The organism is Enterovibrio baiacu (genome assembly GCF_004120195.1).
In the GTDB taxonomy this organism is placed as follows: Bacteria; Pseudomonadota; Gammaproteobacteria; order Enterobacterales; family Vibrionaceae; genus Enterovibrio; species Enterovibrio baiacui.
This window is the reverse complement of record NZ_SCHN01000009.1, coordinates 229,963-248,216: the sequence shown is the minus strand read 5'-3', so window position 1 is coordinate 248,216 and position 18,254 is coordinate 229,963. Positions and strand designations below refer to the sequence as shown.

16 protein-coding genes are annotated in these 18,254 nt (G+C 48.8%); 10 read left to right on the top strand and 6 right to left on the bottom strand.

Translation table 11 applies throughout. The annotated features are described in order from the left end of the window. Nucleotides 1-637: 637 nt before the first annotated feature. Together EQP46_RS10635 and EQP46_RS10630 are read left to right on the top strand one after the other, a co-directional pair. Nucleotides 638-2,404 (top strand): GGDEF domain-containing protein, encoded by a 1,767-nt coding sequence (locus tag EQP46_RS10635; RefSeq protein WP_240671701.1) that lies wholly within the window; start codon nt 638-640, stop codon nt 2,402-2,404. 348 nt (nt 2,405-2,752) lie between these two features. Then, on the top strand, nt 2,753-3,982 hold the full coding sequence (locus EQP46_RS10630; RefSeq protein ID WP_129493619.1) for a glycosyltransferase family 4 protein: 1,230 nt from the start codon (nt 2,753-2,755) through the stop codon (nt 3,980-3,982). A gap of 266 nt (nt 3,983-4,248) precedes the next feature. On the opposite strand, the gene EQP46_RS10625 is transcribed toward EQP46_RS10630, so the two are convergent. From EQP46_RS10625 to EQP46_RS10595, 6 genes are all read right to left on the bottom strand, one after another. Further along, nucleotides 4,249-4,968: a UTRA domain-containing protein gene (locus EQP46_RS10625; RefSeq protein WP_129493618.1), complete on the bottom strand. Its 720-nt coding sequence runs from the start codon at nt 4,966-4,968 to the stop codon at nt 4,249-4,251. Nucleotides 4,969-5,185: 217 nt separating this feature from the next. After that, nucleotides 5,186-5,500 carry a hypothetical protein gene (locus tag EQP46_RS10620; RefSeq protein ID WP_129493617.1) on the bottom strand — a complete coding sequence of 105 codons (315 nt, stop codon included), beginning with the start codon at nt 5,498-5,500 and terminating at the stop codon, nt 5,186-5,188. Nucleotides 5,501-5,778: 278 nt separating this feature from the next. Continuing rightward, nucleotides 5,779-7,137 (bottom strand): sigma 54-interacting transcriptional regulator, encoded by a 1,359-nt coding sequence (locus tag EQP46_RS10615; RefSeq protein ID WP_129493616.1) that lies wholly within the window; start codon nt 7,135-7,137, stop codon nt 5,779-5,781. Nucleotides 7,138-7,885: 748 nt separating this feature from the next. Continuing rightward, the gene (locus EQP46_RS10605) at nt 7,886-8,344 is read right to left on the bottom strand and encodes an NADAR family protein (RefSeq protein ID WP_129493615.1); all 459 of its coding nucleotides are present in this window, start codon (nt 8,342-8,344) and stop codon (nt 7,886-7,888) included. A gap of 87 nt (nt 8,345-8,431) precedes the next feature. Then, nucleotides 8,432-8,830: a hypothetical protein gene (locus EQP46_RS10600; RefSeq protein WP_240671700.1), complete on the bottom strand. Its 399-nt coding sequence runs from the start codon at nt 8,828-8,830 to the stop codon at nt 8,432-8,434. A 192-nt stretch (nt 8,831-9,022) separates the two neighbouring features. After that, nucleotides 9,023-9,451 (bottom strand): hypothetical protein, encoded by a 429-nt coding sequence (locus EQP46_RS10595; protein ID WP_129493614.1) that lies wholly within the window; start codon nt 9,449-9,451, stop codon nt 9,023-9,025. Nucleotides 9,452-9,748: 297 nt separating this feature from the next. Between EQP46_RS10595 and EQP46_RS10590 the strand changes: the two genes are divergently transcribed. The 8 genes from EQP46_RS10590 (at nt 9,749) to gnd (ending at nt 17,687) form a co-directional block, all read left to right on the top strand. Then, nucleotides 9,749-10,273, top strand: coding sequence for a MerR family transcriptional regulator (locus EQP46_RS10590; RefSeq protein WP_129493613.1), 525 nt, complete (start codon nt 9,749-9,751; stop codon nt 10,271-10,273). Nucleotides 10,274-10,497: 224 nt separating this feature from the next. Next, nucleotides 10,498-11,097, top strand: a complete 600-nt coding sequence (locus EQP46_RS10585) for a pentapeptide repeat-containing protein (protein WP_129493612.1) — start codon at nt 10,498-10,500, stop codon at nt 11,095-11,097. Nucleotides 11,098-11,166: 69 nt separating this feature from the next. Next, nucleotides 11,167-11,763: a DJ-1/PfpI family protein gene (locus EQP46_RS10580; protein ID WP_129493747.1), complete on the top strand. Its 597-nt coding sequence runs from the start codon at nt 11,167-11,169 to the stop codon at nt 11,761-11,763. Nucleotides 11,764-11,922: 159 nt separating this feature from the next. Beyond that, complete coding sequence (locus tag EQP46_RS10575; protein WP_129493611.1) at nt 11,923-12,318, top strand: hypothetical protein; 396 nt, start codon at nt 11,923-11,925, stop codon at nt 12,316-12,318. Nucleotides 12,319-12,597: 279 nt separating this feature from the next. Beyond that, entirely contained in the window at nt 12,598-13,434 is an 837-nt protein-coding gene (locus EQP46_RS10570) for a calcium-binding protein (protein ID WP_129493610.1), read from the top strand. Between the two features lie 553 nt (nt 13,435-13,987). Beyond that, nucleotides 13,988-15,487 (top strand): glucose-6-phosphate dehydrogenase, encoded by a 1,500-nt coding sequence (gene zwf, locus EQP46_RS10565; RefSeq protein ID WP_129493609.1) that lies wholly within the window; start codon nt 13,988-13,990, stop codon nt 15,485-15,487. After that, on the top strand, nt 15,484-16,224 hold the full coding sequence (pgl, locus tag EQP46_RS10560; RefSeq protein WP_129493608.1) for a 6-phosphogluconolactonase: 741 nt from the start codon (nt 15,484-15,486) through the stop codon (nt 16,222-16,224). The genes zwf and pgl overlap by 4 nt, the downstream gene beginning before the upstream one ends. Nucleotides 16,225-16,238: 14 nt before the next feature. Next, nucleotides 16,239-17,687: a decarboxylating NADP(+)-dependent phosphogluconate dehydrogenase gene (gene gnd / locus EQP46_RS10555; protein WP_129493607.1), complete on the top strand. Its 1,449-nt coding sequence runs from the start codon at nt 16,239-16,241 to the stop codon at nt 17,685-17,687. The last annotated feature ends 567 nt before the right edge of the window (nt 17,688-18,254 follow it).

Below are 18,254 nucleotides of genomic sequence, written 5' to 3'. Positions count from 1 at the left end.
TAAATGCGTTTTATTTGCTCAAACGATACACATGACACGTTTTAAATGATTTTATAGACAAGATCTGCCTTAAAAATGCGGTAGACTTTGAAGACTGACTGTAAATTACTGAAAGATTTGTCGGTACTTTGGAGTAAAAGATGGCGAAACCATTTTCCAGGGGAATACGTCGTGCAATCGCTACTCCGATTGAATCTGACGTCTGGCATTGGCAAAGCGCAATGCACCCCGGATTACATCAGCGAAGCAACCAACATCTAACAGATCGTCGTCGCGCAACGCTTGATGTGAATGAATGTGATCTCCAAGGCGTGCTTCAACGCCCCTGTCTTTTATTCACATACACCTTAGAGCTAATACTCTACGCTTTCAGCATTCTCAGGTGCTTCACCCGCGTCTTAGATCACGTAGTGACTCTTGCGCCAGTGTTTGCGAACGCAAGGCCACCCCAGCCTCAGTATGACCACCACCAGAACATGAAAAAAGCCATGGCGATGCATACACAGCACCAAGCTGCCATTGCTCCATACGTTAAGAGCCTTGCATGCTGAAAAAGTTATTCAAATTACGCCGAAGCATACAAACACAACTGACCGTTCTTGTATTAGGCCTGAGCCTCATTTTTGCGGTGCTTTCAATGAGTGTTCAAGTAGGTATCAACTACTCGCACACGGTCGATTGGACAAAATCTTCACTAGAAAAGCGCATTGGCAGCACCATCTCCGTGTTGAACTATGCCATCAGCAAACAAGACAACGAACTTTTAACCCAGCAGCTAAAAAGCCTCGCGGGCATGCCGTATGTGAAAAATGCCCTTCTGGTCAGTGCAACCGGCACACAACGTTGGGCTTACCCTGAAGATGCGCCGCTTGCTGAAGCCTATTTTTCGCGTTTCAGCATCAGTGATGGCACAAAGAACGCGGGCTTTATTGAAGTCTATTTAGATCTGGATGCCATCGAGTCATCGGCTATTACAAGCGCAAGCTCCGTGGCAATGATCTACCTGCTCGAAGCCTTTGTGATCGCGCTGTTGCTGTTGTTCATTGTGCAGCGCACCTTCACCAGCCGAATGAAATCGCTGGCGGAGCACGTCGATAAAATAGACTTAGCCAAGGTTGGGAAGTTCGTTCTGCCAGACGCACTGATCAAGTGTGAAGATGAGATCGGCCAAGTGTCTAATTCCGTGCAAGCGCTTTATCAACGTGTTCGTGCCGACTTCATTGAGAAGAAGCTAGAAGAGCGCACGTTAAAGCAGCACAAAACCTTGCTGGCAGAAGAAGTGAATGCAAGAACGTTGGAGTTAGACTGGCAGAACCAAGCCAACAAACTGCTGGCTGACCTATCGCTCCGCTTACTCAAAGGCCACAAAACCGATGTCGAGAACGATGTGCGTGCGAGCATGTCACGCATGGCGGCCCTGCTTGAAACTGACCATATCTTCTGGCTCGCCTTTGATTATGACAAAGTGCAATATCGCGCCTCATACCCAGAGTCGAGCGATGAGCCAGATATTGATTTCACCGACATGTATAAGCTCAAGCGTTGGTTAATGGACGTACATGACACCGCGATCATCGACACCAATAGCATGTCAGATCACGCCGTGACTGAACGTCTGTTCCTCGAAAGCGTTGGTATACACAGTTTGGCCATGTTCCCATTAACCGATGGCCGTAAGAGTTTTGGTTTGTTGGTCGCCACCAACAATCACTGCTCGCTGCGTTGGAATGAAAACAAAGACCTGCTACTAAAACGTTTCGCCACCATGTTGAGTGAATTAACGATCCGTGAGCGCGATCATGTGGCCATGACCGAGCTGCAAGAAGAGCTGATCCTCGCCAATGAAAGGTTGCGTGTTGAGGCCGAAACCGACGAACTGACACGCCTGTTAAATCGTCGTCCTTTCCGCCGAATCATGAACACCGCCCTGTATGATGCCGTCGATGACAACGCATCGATCACCATCATGATGATCGATATCGACCACTTTAAAGCGTACAACGACATTTATGGACACCTGCAAGGCGACCGAGTGTTGACCTACGTAGCGCGTGCCATGAACCAGGTGGCAACAGCAAGCAATGCAACGATCGCGCGATTTGGCGGTGAAGAGTTTGCATTTCTTCTACGAGGTGCTGATCTTGAACAGTCGAAGAAAGTGGCGTGGCAACTTTGTCAATCGGTGCGTGATTTAAGCATTTCACACCAAGGCAGTAAAAATAGCGGGATCATCACGGTCAGTATTGGCGGTGTTATCTGTACCCCAGATGGTGCAACCCAACCGAATCAACTGCTAGAAACCGCTGACCAACGGCTCTATAAAGCCAAGCGTGCAGGCCGCAATCGCGCAGAAGTGAAAGTGCTCGATTTGGCCCCCATTCCTTCAGAAGCGTTCGAGTCTTAAACCTCGCCTTAGTGGAATCACCTCTCTAAAAGCGACGCACTTCGTCGCTTTTCTCGTTTTAACCGGCTGATTCAATTCGCCTTCACGCATCAAGAGACTCCATGTCTGTATTGAGCAGATAAAAGCGCCTCTTGCTAGGCGGCCTTTCAATCCCCCCGTTCCGCAAACAAAGCCGCCAACAAAGCCGCCAACAAGCCCGCGGCTAATCCGCCCAGTTTTCTGTTGGTTTGTCTCTTAAATCAGAAACTTCTCACCTATTGGCTATGCCAGTATACGCATAGGTTCTTTAAGATCATGTCTTGAAGGTGGTTTCATGGAAGTAGCGTCTTTGAACGTGTTGAGCACAAGATGATGAATCGAACGGCTCCCCTGCATATCTGCCATTTCGTCGATAACCTCGCCGATGCAGAACAGAACCGTCAGGTGTTTAATGTCATTCGCCTATTCAGCAGTGATGCGTATGAACATACCTTAGTGGTGCTCAAGAAGCAGCCAGGGCTCAACGTGCGCTTTCCGCCTAACACCAGCTGCATTGAACTCAACCCAAAAGGCTTACTGAATTTCGGTGGTCTCAAAGAATGCCGCCGCGTGATAGCCTTGCTTCGACCCGACATTTGCCACACCTATGGCGACAACACCATGGCGATCCAATGGTTTGCTTACCAACACGCTACGCCGCTGCGCCTGCATACGCAGCTCGCCAGCCCAAGCGCGTCAGAAGGGCTTTCACTCCTTGTTGAACAATGGCGCTACCGCCTGCTTTCTCCTTCAACGCATTTCATTGTTACAACCTCAGATGAAAGCGAGCAGTGGCTGCTTCAACACACCCAAGTGGAACAAAGCAAGGTGAAGCTGATCCGCTTCGGCATAAACAGCCAGCGGTTGCGCCCGCCTTTGAGGCAGCTAGAGGTTAACAAAAAAGAGTGCATGATTGGCACAGCGCCCGTGCCGAATGATAAATTTGTCATTGGCACATCAATCTGCGACGCCGAACTGCAGGACGTTGAAACCTTCTTTGAAGCGTTTGCGAAAGCGCGAGATCTCGACGAGGAATTCGCGAATCACGCCATACTCTTGGTGTCGGGAAACAGCCGACACTTGCACGCCTATCGCCAGTGCGTTGACCGTTTATCGCTGCCAGACGACGCCATTCGTTTTTGTGGTTTGCTCACGGATAGCTACCAATTCAATACACGCGTAGATTGCTACGCCAGCTTGCACCGCAAATACGCCTTCCCATCGAAAACCTTGGAAGCCATGTCGATGGGGCTGCCGATTTTGCTCGCCAACCCAAACGTTCACCCTTTGAGTCAAAGCAAAGCGCCACCGGTACTCTCCTCAAGCACGGCGCAAGGGCAACAGACGTACGATCGTTTGCTTCAGCTCTTTAGCAATGTGTCACAGCGCATGCAGTTGGGCCGCTTAGCCCGCTTGCACATTCAACAGCACCATGACGAACGCATTCACCAACAGCGTTGTGAAGCGCTTTACGTGTTGGCGCATGGGGATAAATTAGAAAAGGAAGCGCAACGATACAGCCAAGAAAGACTGTCAATACGGTCAAATCGCGACGTGTGAAGCGTTTGGAAGGAAGACTATACCCAAACAACTTGAAGATGCAGGATTCAGCGAGCTTTACTGATGTTATGATCAAGGCGTCCCTTTGCCGATGTAGTGCGCTCCATCAAAAAGGGACAACACCGAGCATGGCGTCAGTAAACTCGCCCGAAGGGAGGCCCTCAGAGCGTCCACTTCATCGTTAAATTCCTGTGAAATAGAATGACTATTCCTACAAGAATTTGCCTTGAATTGAACACTCTGAGGGCCTCTGACATCGAGCATCTTCAGGTTGTTTGGGTATAGAGCGAAAAACCCGCCGACACGTTCAGCGCTACCGCGTTGTGTCGCCAATGCTCTAACACCACTTCTTGAACCACACCATCAATGTCCGTGTGTGTCCGCGCGATTAACAGCGCTGGCGCGCCTGCTGTCGCACGTAATGCTTGCGCAATCTCCTTATCGAAAGACGTAGAAGACACACCATACGTGCACTGAGCAAAACGCAGTTGGAAAGTGGTATTGAAAATCACGGAAAGATCTTGAGAGAGGTCGTGATCCAGCAAAGACGGTGTGCTGTCCGCACGCACATAGTGAATCGCGTACATCACAGGGCGGCCATCAACCAGATGCGTTCGCACAATATGGTGAATATCCGAAAACGGTGGCAATGCCATTTTCTCCGCCGCCTCTTTATTGGCCATCAAGGTCTTAGCAACCACCACTTCCGTTGATGCTGATTTCCCCTGTGCCTGAGCCACGGCATGAATGTGATAAGCAGACGTTAGATCAAGCTGCAAAGGATGCTCAGCAATGAACCATCCGCGGCGATCTTCACGGAAAATCACCCCTTCAGCTTCCAATAATGAGAGCGCCTCACGCAGCGTGACACGTGTGGTTTTGAAAGATTCCGCCAGCTTTCGTTCAGAAGGCAGTTTGGTGCCCGCCGCCAGAAGGCCACTTTGGATTTGTTCAACAATGGTGTCTTTGATTTTGATGTACTGCAAAGCAAGCCTGCTCAGTCGTCCAGCATTCACACTGAACCATTAAAAGTCATGCTTGAAGCATACCTCAGCAAACAGAAGAAAACAGCTTTCGTCTCGTCAGAAATCAGACAGTTACTCGTTCGACTAGCCAGCCGAATACCCGTGCACCATGAAAAACAGTAAGAAGAGCACGTCAGCTAGGCTGACAGACATCCATTAACAACCATGATACGAGCAATCAGCTCCAGTTCACGCCCGCCAATCGGATGATTTCCATACGTTCAAGTTCACGGAGCAACTTTTGCGCATAATCAGGGTGGCACACAGAGAGCGCTGAAAGCGCCGCGCCAAGAGGAAGGTTTTTTTCGATAAGGGAGAGAAACACACTAGTTGCGCTGTCGCACACCAACACATCCCCCGTCATTGGACTGAACAACACCATTTGGTCGCCTGATTCATACGCACAGGCGTCTAACGTAAAATCATCGGCTAAGCACACATCGACATCTGCTTTTAGCACTAGATTGTCATCGACAAACTCGGACATTCTCATATCAACACTCCACCGCTTTGCTGAGTTAAACCTATCCTTCCGAAACCTCTTGCGTTCCATAGCGTCGTACACAAGTCACTTGAAGATGCCGGATTCAGCGATACCCTCAGGTTACATGTTCATACATTCTTAACTGTATAACCAATGGGGAGTTTTCCTTATGAAATTTAGGGTTACTTTCAGTTTCGTCGCAGGGGTAAGACAGAAAGGCATCAACGGATTTTCCATCGCTTACAAACAAAACGCTAACGATGGAAAATCACACACAAAATCATGTGTTAACGTTGAAGAGAGTACTTATCAATCAAGGTGTAAAGGGTAGGACGAGACACACCAAGCAAGTTGGCGGTTTGAGACATGTTCCCCTCAGCACGCAGCAATGCACGCGAAACAGCATGACGCTCAGCTTCTTCACGCACTTGACGCAAGTTCAGCGGTAACCCGCTGTCTTTCTTCTGTTCCTTGGTCAGCATAAGATCCGCCGTCGCAATCTTATTGCCGTCTGCCAAAATCACCGCAGATTTCACCTTGTTTTGAAGCTCTCTGACGTTCCCCGGCCAAGGGTGTTCGAGCAAGGCTTCGACAGCTTCTTCCGTAAAGCCAAGAATGTTTCTGTTCATGCTGTGACTGAATTCATTCAGAAAAGTTTTTGCGAGGAGCATGATGTCATCCGGGCGCTCCCGCAATGGAGGAATATGAATCGTCACTTCGCCAATACGATAGAACAGATCTTCTCTAAAGCGTTTCTCTGCAACACGACTGCTCATGTCTTGATAGGTCGCGCTTACGATCTTCACATCCACAGGAATAGGCTGCTGGCCGCCAATGCGGTTCACCATCCGTTCCTGCATGAAGCGCAGCAATTTCGACTGGAGCGCTAACGGCATGTCGCCAATTTCATCAAGAAATAGTGTGCCCCCTTCTGCCGCTTCAATCTTACCGACCGTGACACGGTAGCCTTCAGACGCAGACCCACTTTCTGTACCAAACAGTTCTGCTTCCAAAAGATGATCTGGCACAGACGCACAATTGATCGCGATGAAAGGTGCCTCTCTTCGCGGCCCTTTGTCGTGGGTTGCGCGCGCTAGCAGCCCTTTACCTGTGCCGCTTTCGCCCACAATGAGCGTGTTCACATCCGTCAGCGCAACACGATCAACCATCCGCATCAGCTGCAACACTTGCGAGCTATTGCCAACGAACTGATCTTCACGTTTTTCCTGTTTAGTGAGTCGAGCAAGATCCTTCTCCACTTTGGCAACATGCGCAGCACGCTTCACCACCAGTTTGAGTAAAGGATCATTGAGTTCGCGCCCCACCACATCAAATGCCCCTAGCTCGAACGCCGGTTGCACTGTCTGTGTATTCTCATTCCCTACGAGGGCGAGAATCTTATTCTTCTTATCCAGAGCGAGAATATCGCTTATCAGCGTCAGGTCAGCCATGACCAAATCGCCCATCACGATCACATGTGGTTGATGGTGTCTAAGTGCCGAAATCGCCTCTGAACGGCTTGCTGTCACAACCGCTCCGATATCTTCAAGTAACCTTCCCAGCCGCTTTAAATTCTCTGGATCGTCCTCAATAATGAGTAATGTTTGTTGAAGTGATGATGCATCGCTTCTAATAGTATCAACCATGTATCCCCCTTAATGGGCTTTAACACCTGTGTTGAAACCGCTCAAGGCCTACTGCGCAAGGACAATGCATTGCCCTTAGGAATCGAAGTCAACACAAATCCATTCGTTCGTGTTATCTGCCTTATTTAGCGTGCAATCTCGATAGTTATCATTCACGCAACGCAAAAATTCATACACCACGCGTTTATACAAGCCAAAACGTCAAAGCCTTCGCATTGAGCCGTTTGCCCTGTTTCGACCTCTACCGAGATGTTGAAGTCACAAGTGATCAAAATATGCTGGCAAGTTTTTGGGTTTTACCGCTTAACATCAGCCAGTTGGAACCCGAAAACGTCGCTTGTCCCACCTGCCATTGCACTGACGTTTTTGCCTATTGACGGTTTACCATTTAGCAACAATGAAAACGATGACTACATTGCTAACGCAACCGTCTCTACATTACTTGGCAGCACTACTCATAGAAGCCGAGTTGACGAGCGACATAATGGGCAATCATGTCGCTGAAGTTAAAAGTGTGGAAAATCAAAACGATTAGGGATGCGTAATTCGCGCATGCCCAGAGTTTTCCAGCTTCACTTTTATGAGTTCACAATAGCAGCGGAGAGAGTTGAAGGCTGATCCACAGGAGGGAATAACACTTAATTCTTATTTTGTAGGCACATTCTCTGTTTCTAAAAGTTAAAAACCCATACAGAGCGCATAAAATTTCTAACACCCCGTATGCATTACTCTACATAAACCCTAGATATTACAGTGATAAAACGCGCTGCGCAGTTGCCAACTTCGCGCGAACATCCATCAAGATTTGTCCAAGTTTGTTCTCACCCACCCCCTCACTGTTAGCCCCCCAAAAAGCGTCACAAGGAGAACATTCAGCAAGCACTTGGTTTTCTGTCGCCAATAACTGCTTTCTTAACTCAGCATGTTGCTCAAACTTTTTCATCACCACAAAACGCATTACTTCCACGCGAACATCCATCCATTCTTCACGCACGGCTTCCGCGTATTGACGGCTCAAACGGAACGCATCATCCGGTGTGGGAGCTTGCTGAATAATCCGCCGAATGTCTTGGCTTTCAAATTTTTGCGCGTGGTAATAGTGCTCAGAGCACAACCAGGTTTGGCCATCGATAATCAGAGGTGCTGGGTAAAAATTTGAAAGAAAGCCGAACGGGTCATCAGGCTCATAGAAGTAGATTGTCGACATGTGCACCACCTAAGTCATTGGAACTTGCAGCATTAATGATAGACAACACAACAGTAAAAGCGACGGAACAAATGCAAACTCGTGATGTTAAGACTTTTTGTGGGATTCGTAGAGTTGTTCGATGGAATAATCGAATAGCGGTTTAATCTTCGATTTCGCTTCGGAAATCGACACTTCTTCAAAGGGTGTATCGATGGCTTTTTTGCCGAAAATACCAAGAAAGCCCTTTTCTAGCACCAGCCAAAAACACAGCAAGCCTTTGTCTGGCTCTGTCGGGACCAATTGAAAACATGCATGTTTGCCGTTTTCGTCCCCCAACATGAAAAACAGTCCGCCGCCTTCACCGTGCTCCTCAAACAATGCCACTTCTTCACGCCACGGATACTTATCAATCAGATCAACCGCATCGCGATAACGCGTAGTTTGCACTTCAACGTGCTGCATTTCAGGGTGTTCACCGCGGAAAGAATAGAAAACATTGACCATATCAGCCTCTAAACAACGAAACAGCAAGATCCAAACGCGCAGTGATAGCTGTGCCGCTCAGACTTTATTCAAGTGGTGTAGACCGTTATTAGTGTGTAGATAATGACAATGTAAATGAATTGTTGCTCACTCGCGACAGTAAAAACGAAGCATTCGTATCAAGTCTCGAAATTGCAAAAACATTAAAGGTTATCAGACAGATACGCGGGACATCGACCAGTGGCCATTGCATGGTGCGTTGCTCATTTCCCACTCTCCCGTCAGCGCATCATGGCTTGCGCTCCCTGAAAAGTGATAGCCCCACTGCATGCTGTCGCTGTAAATTTCCAGTTCACCGGTTTCAGAAATCCAGCCCTTTAGGGTCGAATTGTCGTGTGAAATGTGGAAAGAAACGAACCCATTGCGGATCGTGCCGACCACCTTTGAAGGCAGGCAGGTGTGCTTGTCATTTTCATCCACATGCATCCCTTCCCATGTTCCATCAAAGCTTGTTGTTGGCGTAAAAGATGGTGCGATAGGCAATGCCAAATGAAAGGCGGTATCGGGTAACGCTGTGCGGGCAGATTCGATGTACAGACTGAGGACAAACAATCCAATGAGCGAAGAGAAGAACGTGTACATTTGGCTGAAAATCCCTTTCCCGTCTGAGCAGTTGATACAGTACGACGACAAGGTAACAACAATTTGCGGCTTGATGTTAATCCAGTGTCATCATGATTTCGTCATTATAATACAGTGTATTTTATAATCAATTGTCGATTTTTTTACGGTGCAAATAAAACATCACATGTAAATAAAACGCCCAACGCCCAGTTGACCTGTCTATGAGTGATGGGTTGAGACTTTTGTTTCAGAGAGAGAAGAGAACGACGTTCCCGCTTTGAGGAACGGTGCATGCGTTCAGAGGACAACATAGCGATGCAAACGATCAGTCAATTGGCAAAACAACACCGAGTATCTCGTACCACCATCTTGTATTACGAACGTGAAGGGCTGCTTAACCCTGCATATCGCTCGGAGAATGGCTATCGGTGGTACGGAGAGAAAGAAGTAAAACGCTTATCCGCCATCTTGGCGTATCGGTCTTACGGTGTGCCCATTAACAAAATCGCCCCTCTTCTTGATCAAGAGAATGACATGACGCAAGAACAGATTCTGCGTGACCAATTCAACGCCTTGGAGAACGAAATCCAGCGTTTACGTCAGCAGCAAAAAGCGATTGTCATTTTGTTAGAACAACCGACATTACTGGAGCAAAACATGGTAACGAAAGAGCGCTGGGTAGACATTATGGTCGCCGCGGGTATGAGCGAAGAAGACATGATGAACTGGCACAAGCAGTTCGAAAAAATGGAGCCCGAGGCACACCAAGCGTTTCTTGAATCGTTAAACATCGACGCAGAAGAAATTACCAAGATCCGCACGTGGTCAAAAGACGTCTAAGCGCATCATCTCGCTCAACAACGCAATAAAAACGGCCCTCGTGGCCGTTTTTTGGCTTCTAGGCTGCACAGAGAAAAAGGCGCGATTCAACCTTTCTCGCGCGTTTTGTTTCAAAAAAGAGTGTGTCGTTACAGCGTGCTCATCACGGCCCATAAATCCCTAGACACACCGTCATCTTGTGTTTTAAATACCCCTCTTGTTTGCGGATATCTTCTGAGGAAACCGTGCAAACCATCGAAAGCAATAACGAGTATTACAACGAAACGTTCAACAAGCTTGAACTCAACGATGAAGCCTTCACGCAGTGTGAGTTTGAAGAATGTGAGTTCATTGATTGTCACTTTTCATCCGCTGAGTTTCGCAGCAGCAAATTCATCAACTGCACCTTCACGCGCTGCAATTTGAGCTTACTGAGAATCCCTTTCTCTAAGTTTAACGAGGTCGTGTTTAACGCCTGTAAAATGGTGGGCATTGATTGGACAAGAGCAGAGTGGCCGACGTATCGCGTTGATGCCGAGTTGACATTCACCCAATGCATTCTGACCGACGCCTCCTTTTTTGGCCTCACCCTGCATTCACTCTCAATGACTGAGTGCAAACTGCATGATGTCGATTTCCGTGATGGCGATTTTACCGAATCCACCCTGACCTACTGCGATTTTGACCGCGCCCAATTCATGCGCACAAATCTACAAAACGCAGATTTCACAGAATCCACCAACGTGTTTTTGAACGTATTGGAAAATCGTGTGGCCGGTGCAAAATTCTCTCGCTACGAAGCGTTAAACTTGTTGGAAAGTTTAGGGATTGAATTGGTCGACTAACACAACGCGGTGACGCAAGAACGTTAAGCGACCACAACCGCGCACTGAAACGCGCACGAGGGCAGCATGATGGACATTGCCATTCTCACGTTTGAAGGCTTCAACGAGATGGACACCTTCGTCGCGCTTAGTATGCTAAATCGCATGAAACCCTGTGGCTGGCATATCCACCTTTGCAGCCCAAATGATCATGTCACCTCAATGAACGGTGTCACCGTAAAAGCCCACCAGCCAATCGAATTTGCCAACCATGCAGATGCCGTTTTGGTTGGCAGTGGCAAATCCTCACGCGATATTGCCAGAAACGGCGATTTGTTGCGCCGCATGATGTTTAACCCTGAAAAACAATGCATTGGCAGTCAGTGTTCAGGCGCTTTGATACTCTCTTCACTCGGGCTATTCCAACATTCACCGGCATGCACTGACGCCACCACCAAACCCTTGCTCATCGAATCAGGGGCGACCGTGCTCGATCAAGCTTTCTATGCCCAAGGTAACCTCGCATCAGCAGGGGGATGCTTATCCTCCCAATACCTCTCCGCATGGATAATTGCGAAGCTAGCCAGTGTGGAAGAGGCAAAGCGCGTGGTTGATTACGTTGCGCCTATTGGTGAAAAAGAGGACACCGTGGAACGCTGTCTCAAGGTGATAGAACCCTACCTTTGATCGCGTCACCGCCCGATCATCGCGCCGAGCACCTACCTTGAAGTTTCTTTCGGATCTCTTTGCTGCAACACAGAAAAACGCCTCGTTAGTGTTACGCTTTCTGTAGAAGCAAGCCGTCTTTTCCCTTGCCCTTTTTCTCTAAAACAACTGAGGCATTCTATGCGAACTCATCGTCTTTTATCCGCGCGTTTGTTATGCATCCTTCGCAGCAGTGCTGTGGCATTACTTTTTGTGCCCGCCTTCTCTCACGCCGCCATCTCCCCGGCGTTAATGACAGAGATCGACAAGATGTGCGGAAAAATGAAAACCTGTTCGTCAGAGCTACTCGGTGAGCATGCGCAGAACGAGCAAATGAAAGCCATGGTGAGCGGCATTGCCGATCAAGCTTGTGAACAGGCAAAAATAGAGATGCGAGACATTCCCGATGATCCCACCATTCAAAAAGCCGCCATCGCCTGCATGAAAAGCGTCAACAGCCTTGCTTGTAATCAGCTCGCGGACGATTTTGAAACCCCGGAATGCAAGCAGCTAGAAGACATCGAGGTCACGCCTTAACCTATCGTCCCACACCGCATGTTCTCCAAATCAATGCGCCGCGCACGGCGCATCGCCTCCCTACCACACCTTTCCCAGTCAAAATGTGAGTAAACACTCACCTTTCACACCTTTGCTTATAAGGGTTGCGCTCAATTTCAATACACGCGTCTCATTGGCTTGTTTACGATGAGGTTTCAACGAAAAGACGCAGCAAATACGGCCAGATACCATAAATTAAATCGGTAACATCGAAAAAAATAGGACGTTTTAGTTGGCAAAGGTGACAAGGAGAGAGACATGACGACGATGACCGATATTGAGTTTGATTATATCGAAGTCGGAACAACAGGAGATGACCAAATCTCCGGCATGCAAGGTGACGATTTACTTAACGGCGACAGCGGCAACGACACATTGATTGGCTTTGGCGGCAATGATTTGCTGCTGGGTGATGATTTTCGATTAGATGAATACCTCTCCGATCAAGAAATCTTCGCGCCTGGCGATGAAGCGGAAGACTACCTCGCCATCTTATACAACGCATGGCAATCTTCAGATATCACCTCCCTTGAAGATTACGCCCCATACATTCATGACTTTCTGTATGGCGACATTCAATTCCCACTGTCATTGTTTGAAGACGACGGTGGCGATCGCATCATCGGTGGCGCAGGTAACGATGTCATCTACGGCGGTGGCGGTGACGATTACATCGGTGGTGGTTCAGGCAATGACGTCATGATTGGTGTGGCGGGCAACAACGACATGCTAGGTGGCACTGGCGATGACCTTGTTATCGGCGGCATCGGCAATGATCGCCTGTTCGGCAACGACGGCGATGACATTCTCGTTGGCACCACAGGTAACGATTTCTACATCGGCGGAGAAGGCAATGACTTCTTTGTCTTCTACGAGCAACTACCGACTGAATCCAGCCATGATCGCGTGGTGGATTACCAACAAGGCGAAGACACCATCGTGCTGCTGTACACAGGCGATGAATTTGAGGATCTCAGCCTCACCCAAGTTGGCTCAACGGTCGTGTTGGAACTGTCACAAACCAACACAGTGACGTTCAATAACACCGACCTGTCAGAGCTTACCGCCGATGATTTCTTGTTCAGTTATGGCTAATCGCCCGCGACAACAAGATGTCACATTCTGATGGACAAAAAGGCGCGTGATGCGCCTTTTTTCGTACCGCTTGCAAGATCCACCTTCGACCGATGTCAGCGTAAATCGCGGTTTTACGGCAACTATTCACGGACTTCTCGCCTCATGTGCCTGTTGGTTTCCTAAAATTTGTCTTTGGAAAACGACAGATTTTTGGAGCGACTTCATATAAAATCCCCCGCGACGACGTGATGAAAACGCTTTCACAGCGTATTCATGTCCTCTTGCTTTCGTATCGAACGTCATGCACCAATTGCCTTTTTCGAACACTAAGCTTGCAGTGTTAGTGCAGGAAAAAGGCAGATTGATGAAGTAGCATTCACGTTGAAAGCGAGCATCTTCAGGTCGTTTGGGTATAGTTCTATGTAAGGGTTGTGTCATCACAATTAGAACGGGGTTCTGCCTATCAGTTTGATAGGTAAAACCGACTATCACTTTTTTCCTTAGTGTTTATAGTTTTAGCACTAAAAAATGAATGACTTGTCTGACGGACTCAGACAAGTGGGATAGCATTATGGTTAAGCCTGAAAATAATTGTATCGTCATCTTTGGGGCCTCGGGCGATTTGACTCACCGCAAATTGATTCCCGCCTTTTATCATCTTTATGCCAACGGATTGCTCTCAGAAGAGTTTGCCATTCTAGGCGTGAGCCGCACGCACTACTCCGATGCGGACTTCCAACAAAAATTAAAAGAATCGCTCACCGCGAATGAGAAAGTCGATCAAGATGTATTGAATGCCTTCTTAGAGCGCGTGCACTACCAAGCGATTGATACCTCAAACACCGATGACTACGCCAAGTTGAAAACGCGCTTGGCCGACATCGAAGTACAGTACAAAACCGGTGGCAACACCACGTTTTACTTGGCAACGCCGCCAAGCTTGTACAGCATCATTCCAAGCAGCCTTGCTGCACACGGTTTAAACACCGAAGACAACGGTTGGAAACGACTGATTGTTGAAAAGCCTTTCGGTTACGACCTTGCCACTGCCGAAGAGCTTGATAAAAACCTCCACGACTGCTTCCAAGAACACCAAATCTACCGCATTGACCACTACCTCGGTAAAGAAACCGTCCAAAACCTTTTGGTTTTCCGTTTTGCTAACGGCATGTTTGAACCACTTTGGAATCGCAATTTCATCGATTACGTTGAAATCACCGCAGCAGAATTCCTCGGTGTAGAAGAACGTGGTGGCTACTACGACGGTGCTGGCGCAGTGCGTGACATGTTCCAAAACCACCTGCTGCAAGTGCTCGCCATGGTGGGCATGGAGCCGCCAGCGGTGATCAATGCAGATTCCATGCGTAACGAAGTGGTGAAGGTACTAAACAGCCTACAACCACTGACCGAAGAAAAACTGCAGAAGAACCTGGTATTGGGGCAATACACAGAATCCAACGTGCGTGGCGAAGACCTAAAAGGCTACCGCGACGAACACGGTGTGGCAGACGATTCCCGCACAGAAACCTACGTCGGTTTGAAGATGTTTATCGACAACTGGCGTTGGAACGGCGTGCCTTTCTATGTGCGCACCGGTAAGCGATTACCGACCCGCGTCACCGAAGTGGTTATCCACTTCCAGAAAACGCCGCACCCCGTATTTGGTGCCAATGCCCCAGAGAACAAGTTGATCATCCGTATTCAACCTGACGAAGGCATTCAAATGAGCTTTGGTTTGAAAGAACCGGGCGCAGGCTTTAAAGCCAAAGAAGTCTCCATGGACTTCCACTACGACACCCTCGAAGAAACGCACATGCTGACGGCTTACGAGCGCCTATTGCTCGATTCAATGAAAGGCGATGCCACATTGTTTGCCCGTACCGATGCAGTGAGAGCGTGTTGGGAGTTTGTACAACCGATTTTGGAATACAAGCAAAACCCAGAACACCTGTATGGCTATGCCGCAGGCACGTGGGGGCCGAAAGAGGCCGACGAGCTGCTTCATGAAGAAGACCGTTCGTGGCGCTTCCCTTGTAAGAACCTAGCAAGCACGGACTATTGCGAACTATGAGTAACATGAATTACCGCGTGTTCGACGACAGCCAACAGGTCGTTGAAGCGTTAGCAAACACCCTGCTGGAATACAGCGAAATGGGCCGCCCTGTGCACATTTCCCTGTCTGGCGGCAGCACGCCATCACAGCTTTTCAGCTACTTGGCGAACGCAGATTACGCTACCCGTATTCAGTGGCAAAACCTGCACTTCTGGTGGGGCGACGAACGTTGCGTGGCACCCGAAGACGAGCAAAGCAACTACGGCCAAGCCAAAGCCCTCTTGTTTGATCACATCCAAATCCCCGCTGAAAACATTCACCGCATTCGTGGCGAAGATTTCGTGGCAGGTGAAGTGATCCGCTTTACAGAAGAAATGCTCGACACCATTCCAAACGCAGAAGGCACCGTGGATCAAGACGGCGTGCCAGTCTTCGATTGGATCATGCTTGGCATGGGCACAGACGGTCACACCGCCTCCCTGTTCCCGGGCAAAACAGATTACAAAACCACAGAGATCGCGACCATTGCATCACACCCTGAGAGCCATCAGCTCCGTGTGTCAAAAACCGCGCATCTTTTGGAAAACGCAAAACGCATCACCTACTTGGTATTGGGCGCGAGCAAAGCATCGGTATTGAAAGAAATTGCCGACAACGCGCCAGCAGCAGAGGCCTACCCTGCTGCACACGTTCGCTCAAAAGCGGGCACTACCGAGTGGTATTTAGATTCAGACGCAGCGAAAGAGCTGGCCTAAGGAGAAATGGATAAATGAAAGCTGATATTGCCGTAATCGGATTGGCCGTAATGGGTCAAAACCTGATCCTCAACATGAACGACAACGGCTTCAAGGTTGTTGCCTTTAACCGTACCGTCGCCAAAGTCGACGAGTTTCTTGAAGGCCCAGCGAAAGGCACCAACATCGTCGGTGCGACATCGCTAGAAGACATGGTAAGCAAACTAGAAACACCACGTAAAGTGATGTTGATGGTTCGCGCAGGCGACGTGGTTGATCAATTCATCAACGCACTCGTACCATTGCTAGACGAAGGCGACATCATCATTGATGGCGGTAACACCAACTACCCTGACACCAACCGTCGCGTTGCTGAGCTACGTGAGAAAGGCATCTACTTTGTGGGTACTGGCGTATCAGGCGGTGAAGAAGGCGCACGTTTCGGGCCTTCCATCATGCCGGGCGGTAGCCCAGAAGCATGGCCGTTCGTGAAACCAATCTTCCAAGCGATTGCAGCGAAAACAGACGACGGCGAAGCCTGTTGTGATTGGGTTGGCCGTGAAGGCGCAGGCCACTTCGTGAAAATGGTTCACAACGGTATCGAATACGGAGACATGCAGCTGATCAGCGAAGCGTACCACTTCATGAAAGAAGGCTTAGGTATGTCGCACGATGAAATGCAAGCGACCTTTGCCGCGTGGAACAAAACCGAGCTAGACAGCTACTTGGTAGAAATCACCGCAGACATCCTCGGCTATCGCGATGAAGACGGCGAGCCACTGGTTGAGAAAATCATGGATGCAGCGGGCCAAAAAGGCACCGGTAAATGGACAGGTATCAACGCACTTGATCTGGGCATTCCATTGACCCTGATCACCGAGTCTGTCTTCGCACGCGTGCTGTCTTCACTGAAAGACCAACGTGTTGAAGCATCGGCGCTGTTCGACAACCCAATTCAGCCGGTTGAAGGCGACAAGTCAGAGTGGCTAGATGCCCTACGCCAAGCGTTGCTTGCATCTAAAATCATCTCTTACGCGCAAGGTTTCATGCTGATCCGCGAAGCGTCAGAAGCGAACAACTGGGAACTGAACTACGGCAACGTGGCGCTGATGTGGCGTGGCGGTTGTATCATCCGTAGCGCATTCCTTGGCAACATCCGTGATGCATTTGAAGCAAACCCAGAACTGCCATTCCTCGGCACAGATGCGTACTTCAAAGACATCCTACAAGGCAGCCTGCCAGCATGGCGTAAAGTGGTGGCTAAGTCGTTCGAAAGCGGACTACCAATGCCATGTATGTCATCTGCACTGACCTTCCTGAACGGTTACACCACTGCTCGCCTTCCAGCGAACATGATTCAGGCACAACGTGACTACTTCGGCGCGCACACTTATGAGCGTACTGACAAAGCACGTGGCGAGTTCTTCCACACGAACTGGACTGGCACAGGCGGCAACATCTCGTCTACCACTTACGACGTGTAAGCACCGCGTGCAAATCGCCTTTTAAGCAAGGCGAATAAACACCCAAGGGCAGGATGAGAATCCTGCCCTTTTTTTGTGCCTGACGCTCACAGAAAAAAGTTGAACAAAAGTCACACAATCACTTGCAATCCCTAAGCCATTGAAGCCATCGATTTCGTGGGAGTTATGCACAGAAATTGGGGATAAGGTTGGGGGGGGGAAAGCTAAACAGGAAATCCTTATATCGCTATGAATGTTAGTTTGTTAATGGTTGATGCCAATAGCAACGAGATATTCTCAGCCGTTGCATCATTAGGTGCGGTGCATGACAGGAGGCATTAACGTCCTAGCTCAATCCTTTAAGACGCCAAACAAACCAAATGTCAGATGACGGTGCCTACAACATAAAATGTTGCTATAAGGCACTAATTTAGAAAGGGTTAGTGCCTAACATTCCTCTACGTAAAAATGCAGGCTATTGGCATGAAGAATTCTGCGGAAACTTGCTGTAGAGGCATTAAAAAATAGAGATTTGAAACAATGGAAACGGAGCTTTAGTTACCACAAACTATCTCTGTCAGAGCCGAC

Excerpts from the sequence above, each read along its gene's own strand:
- EQP46_RS10600 (WP_240671700.1), bottom strand. The coding sequence starts at position 8,830 with ATGGTCAATGTTTTCTATTCTTTCCGCGGTGAACACCCTGAAATGCAG.
- EQP46_RS10570 (WP_129493610.1), top strand. The coding sequence starts at position 12,598 with ATGACGACGATGACCGATATTGAGTTTGATTATATCGAAGTCGGAACA.
- gnd (WP_129493607.1), top strand. The coding sequence starts at position 16,239 with ATGAAAGCTGATATTGCCGTAATCGGATTGGCCGTAATGGGTCAAAAC.
- EQP46_RS10595 (WP_129493614.1), bottom strand. The coding sequence starts at position 9,451 with ATGTACACGTTCTTCTCTTCGCTCATTGGATTGTTTGTCCTCAGTCTG.
- EQP46_RS10605 (WP_129493615.1), bottom strand. The coding sequence starts at position 8,344 with ATGTCGACAATCTACTTCTATGAGCCTGATGACCCGTTCGGCTTTCTT.
- EQP46_RS10630 (WP_129493619.1), top strand. The coding sequence starts at position 2,753 with ATGATGAATCGAACGGCTCCCCTGCATATCTGCCATTTCGTCGATAAC.
- EQP46_RS10620 (WP_129493617.1), bottom strand. The coding sequence starts at position 5,500 with ATGAGAATGTCCGAGTTTGTCGATGACAATCTAGTGCTAAAAGCAGAT.
- EQP46_RS10580 (WP_129493747.1), top strand. The coding sequence starts at position 11,167 with ATGGACATTGCCATTCTCACGTTTGAAGGCTTCAACGAGATGGACACC.
- EQP46_RS10590 (WP_129493613.1), top strand. The coding sequence starts at position 9,749 with ATGCAAACGATCAGTCAATTGGCAAAACAACACCGAGTATCTCGTACC.
- EQP46_RS10615 (WP_129493616.1), bottom strand. The coding sequence starts at position 7,137 with ATGGTTGATACTATTAGAAGCGATGCATCATCACTTCAACAAACATTA.
- EQP46_RS10575 (WP_129493611.1), top strand. The coding sequence starts at position 11,923 with ATGCGAACTCATCGTCTTTTATCCGCGCGTTTGTTATGCATCCTTCGC.
- pgl (WP_129493608.1), top strand. The coding sequence starts at position 15,484 with ATGAGTAACATGAATTACCGCGTGTTCGACGACAGCCAACAGGTCGTT.
- EQP46_RS10635 (WP_240671701.1), top strand. The coding sequence starts at position 638 with ATGAGTGTTCAAGTAGGTATCAACTACTCGCACACGGTCGATTGGACA.
- zwf (WP_129493609.1), top strand. The coding sequence starts at position 13,988 with ATGGTTAAGCCTGAAAATAATTGTATCGTCATCTTTGGGGCCTCGGGC.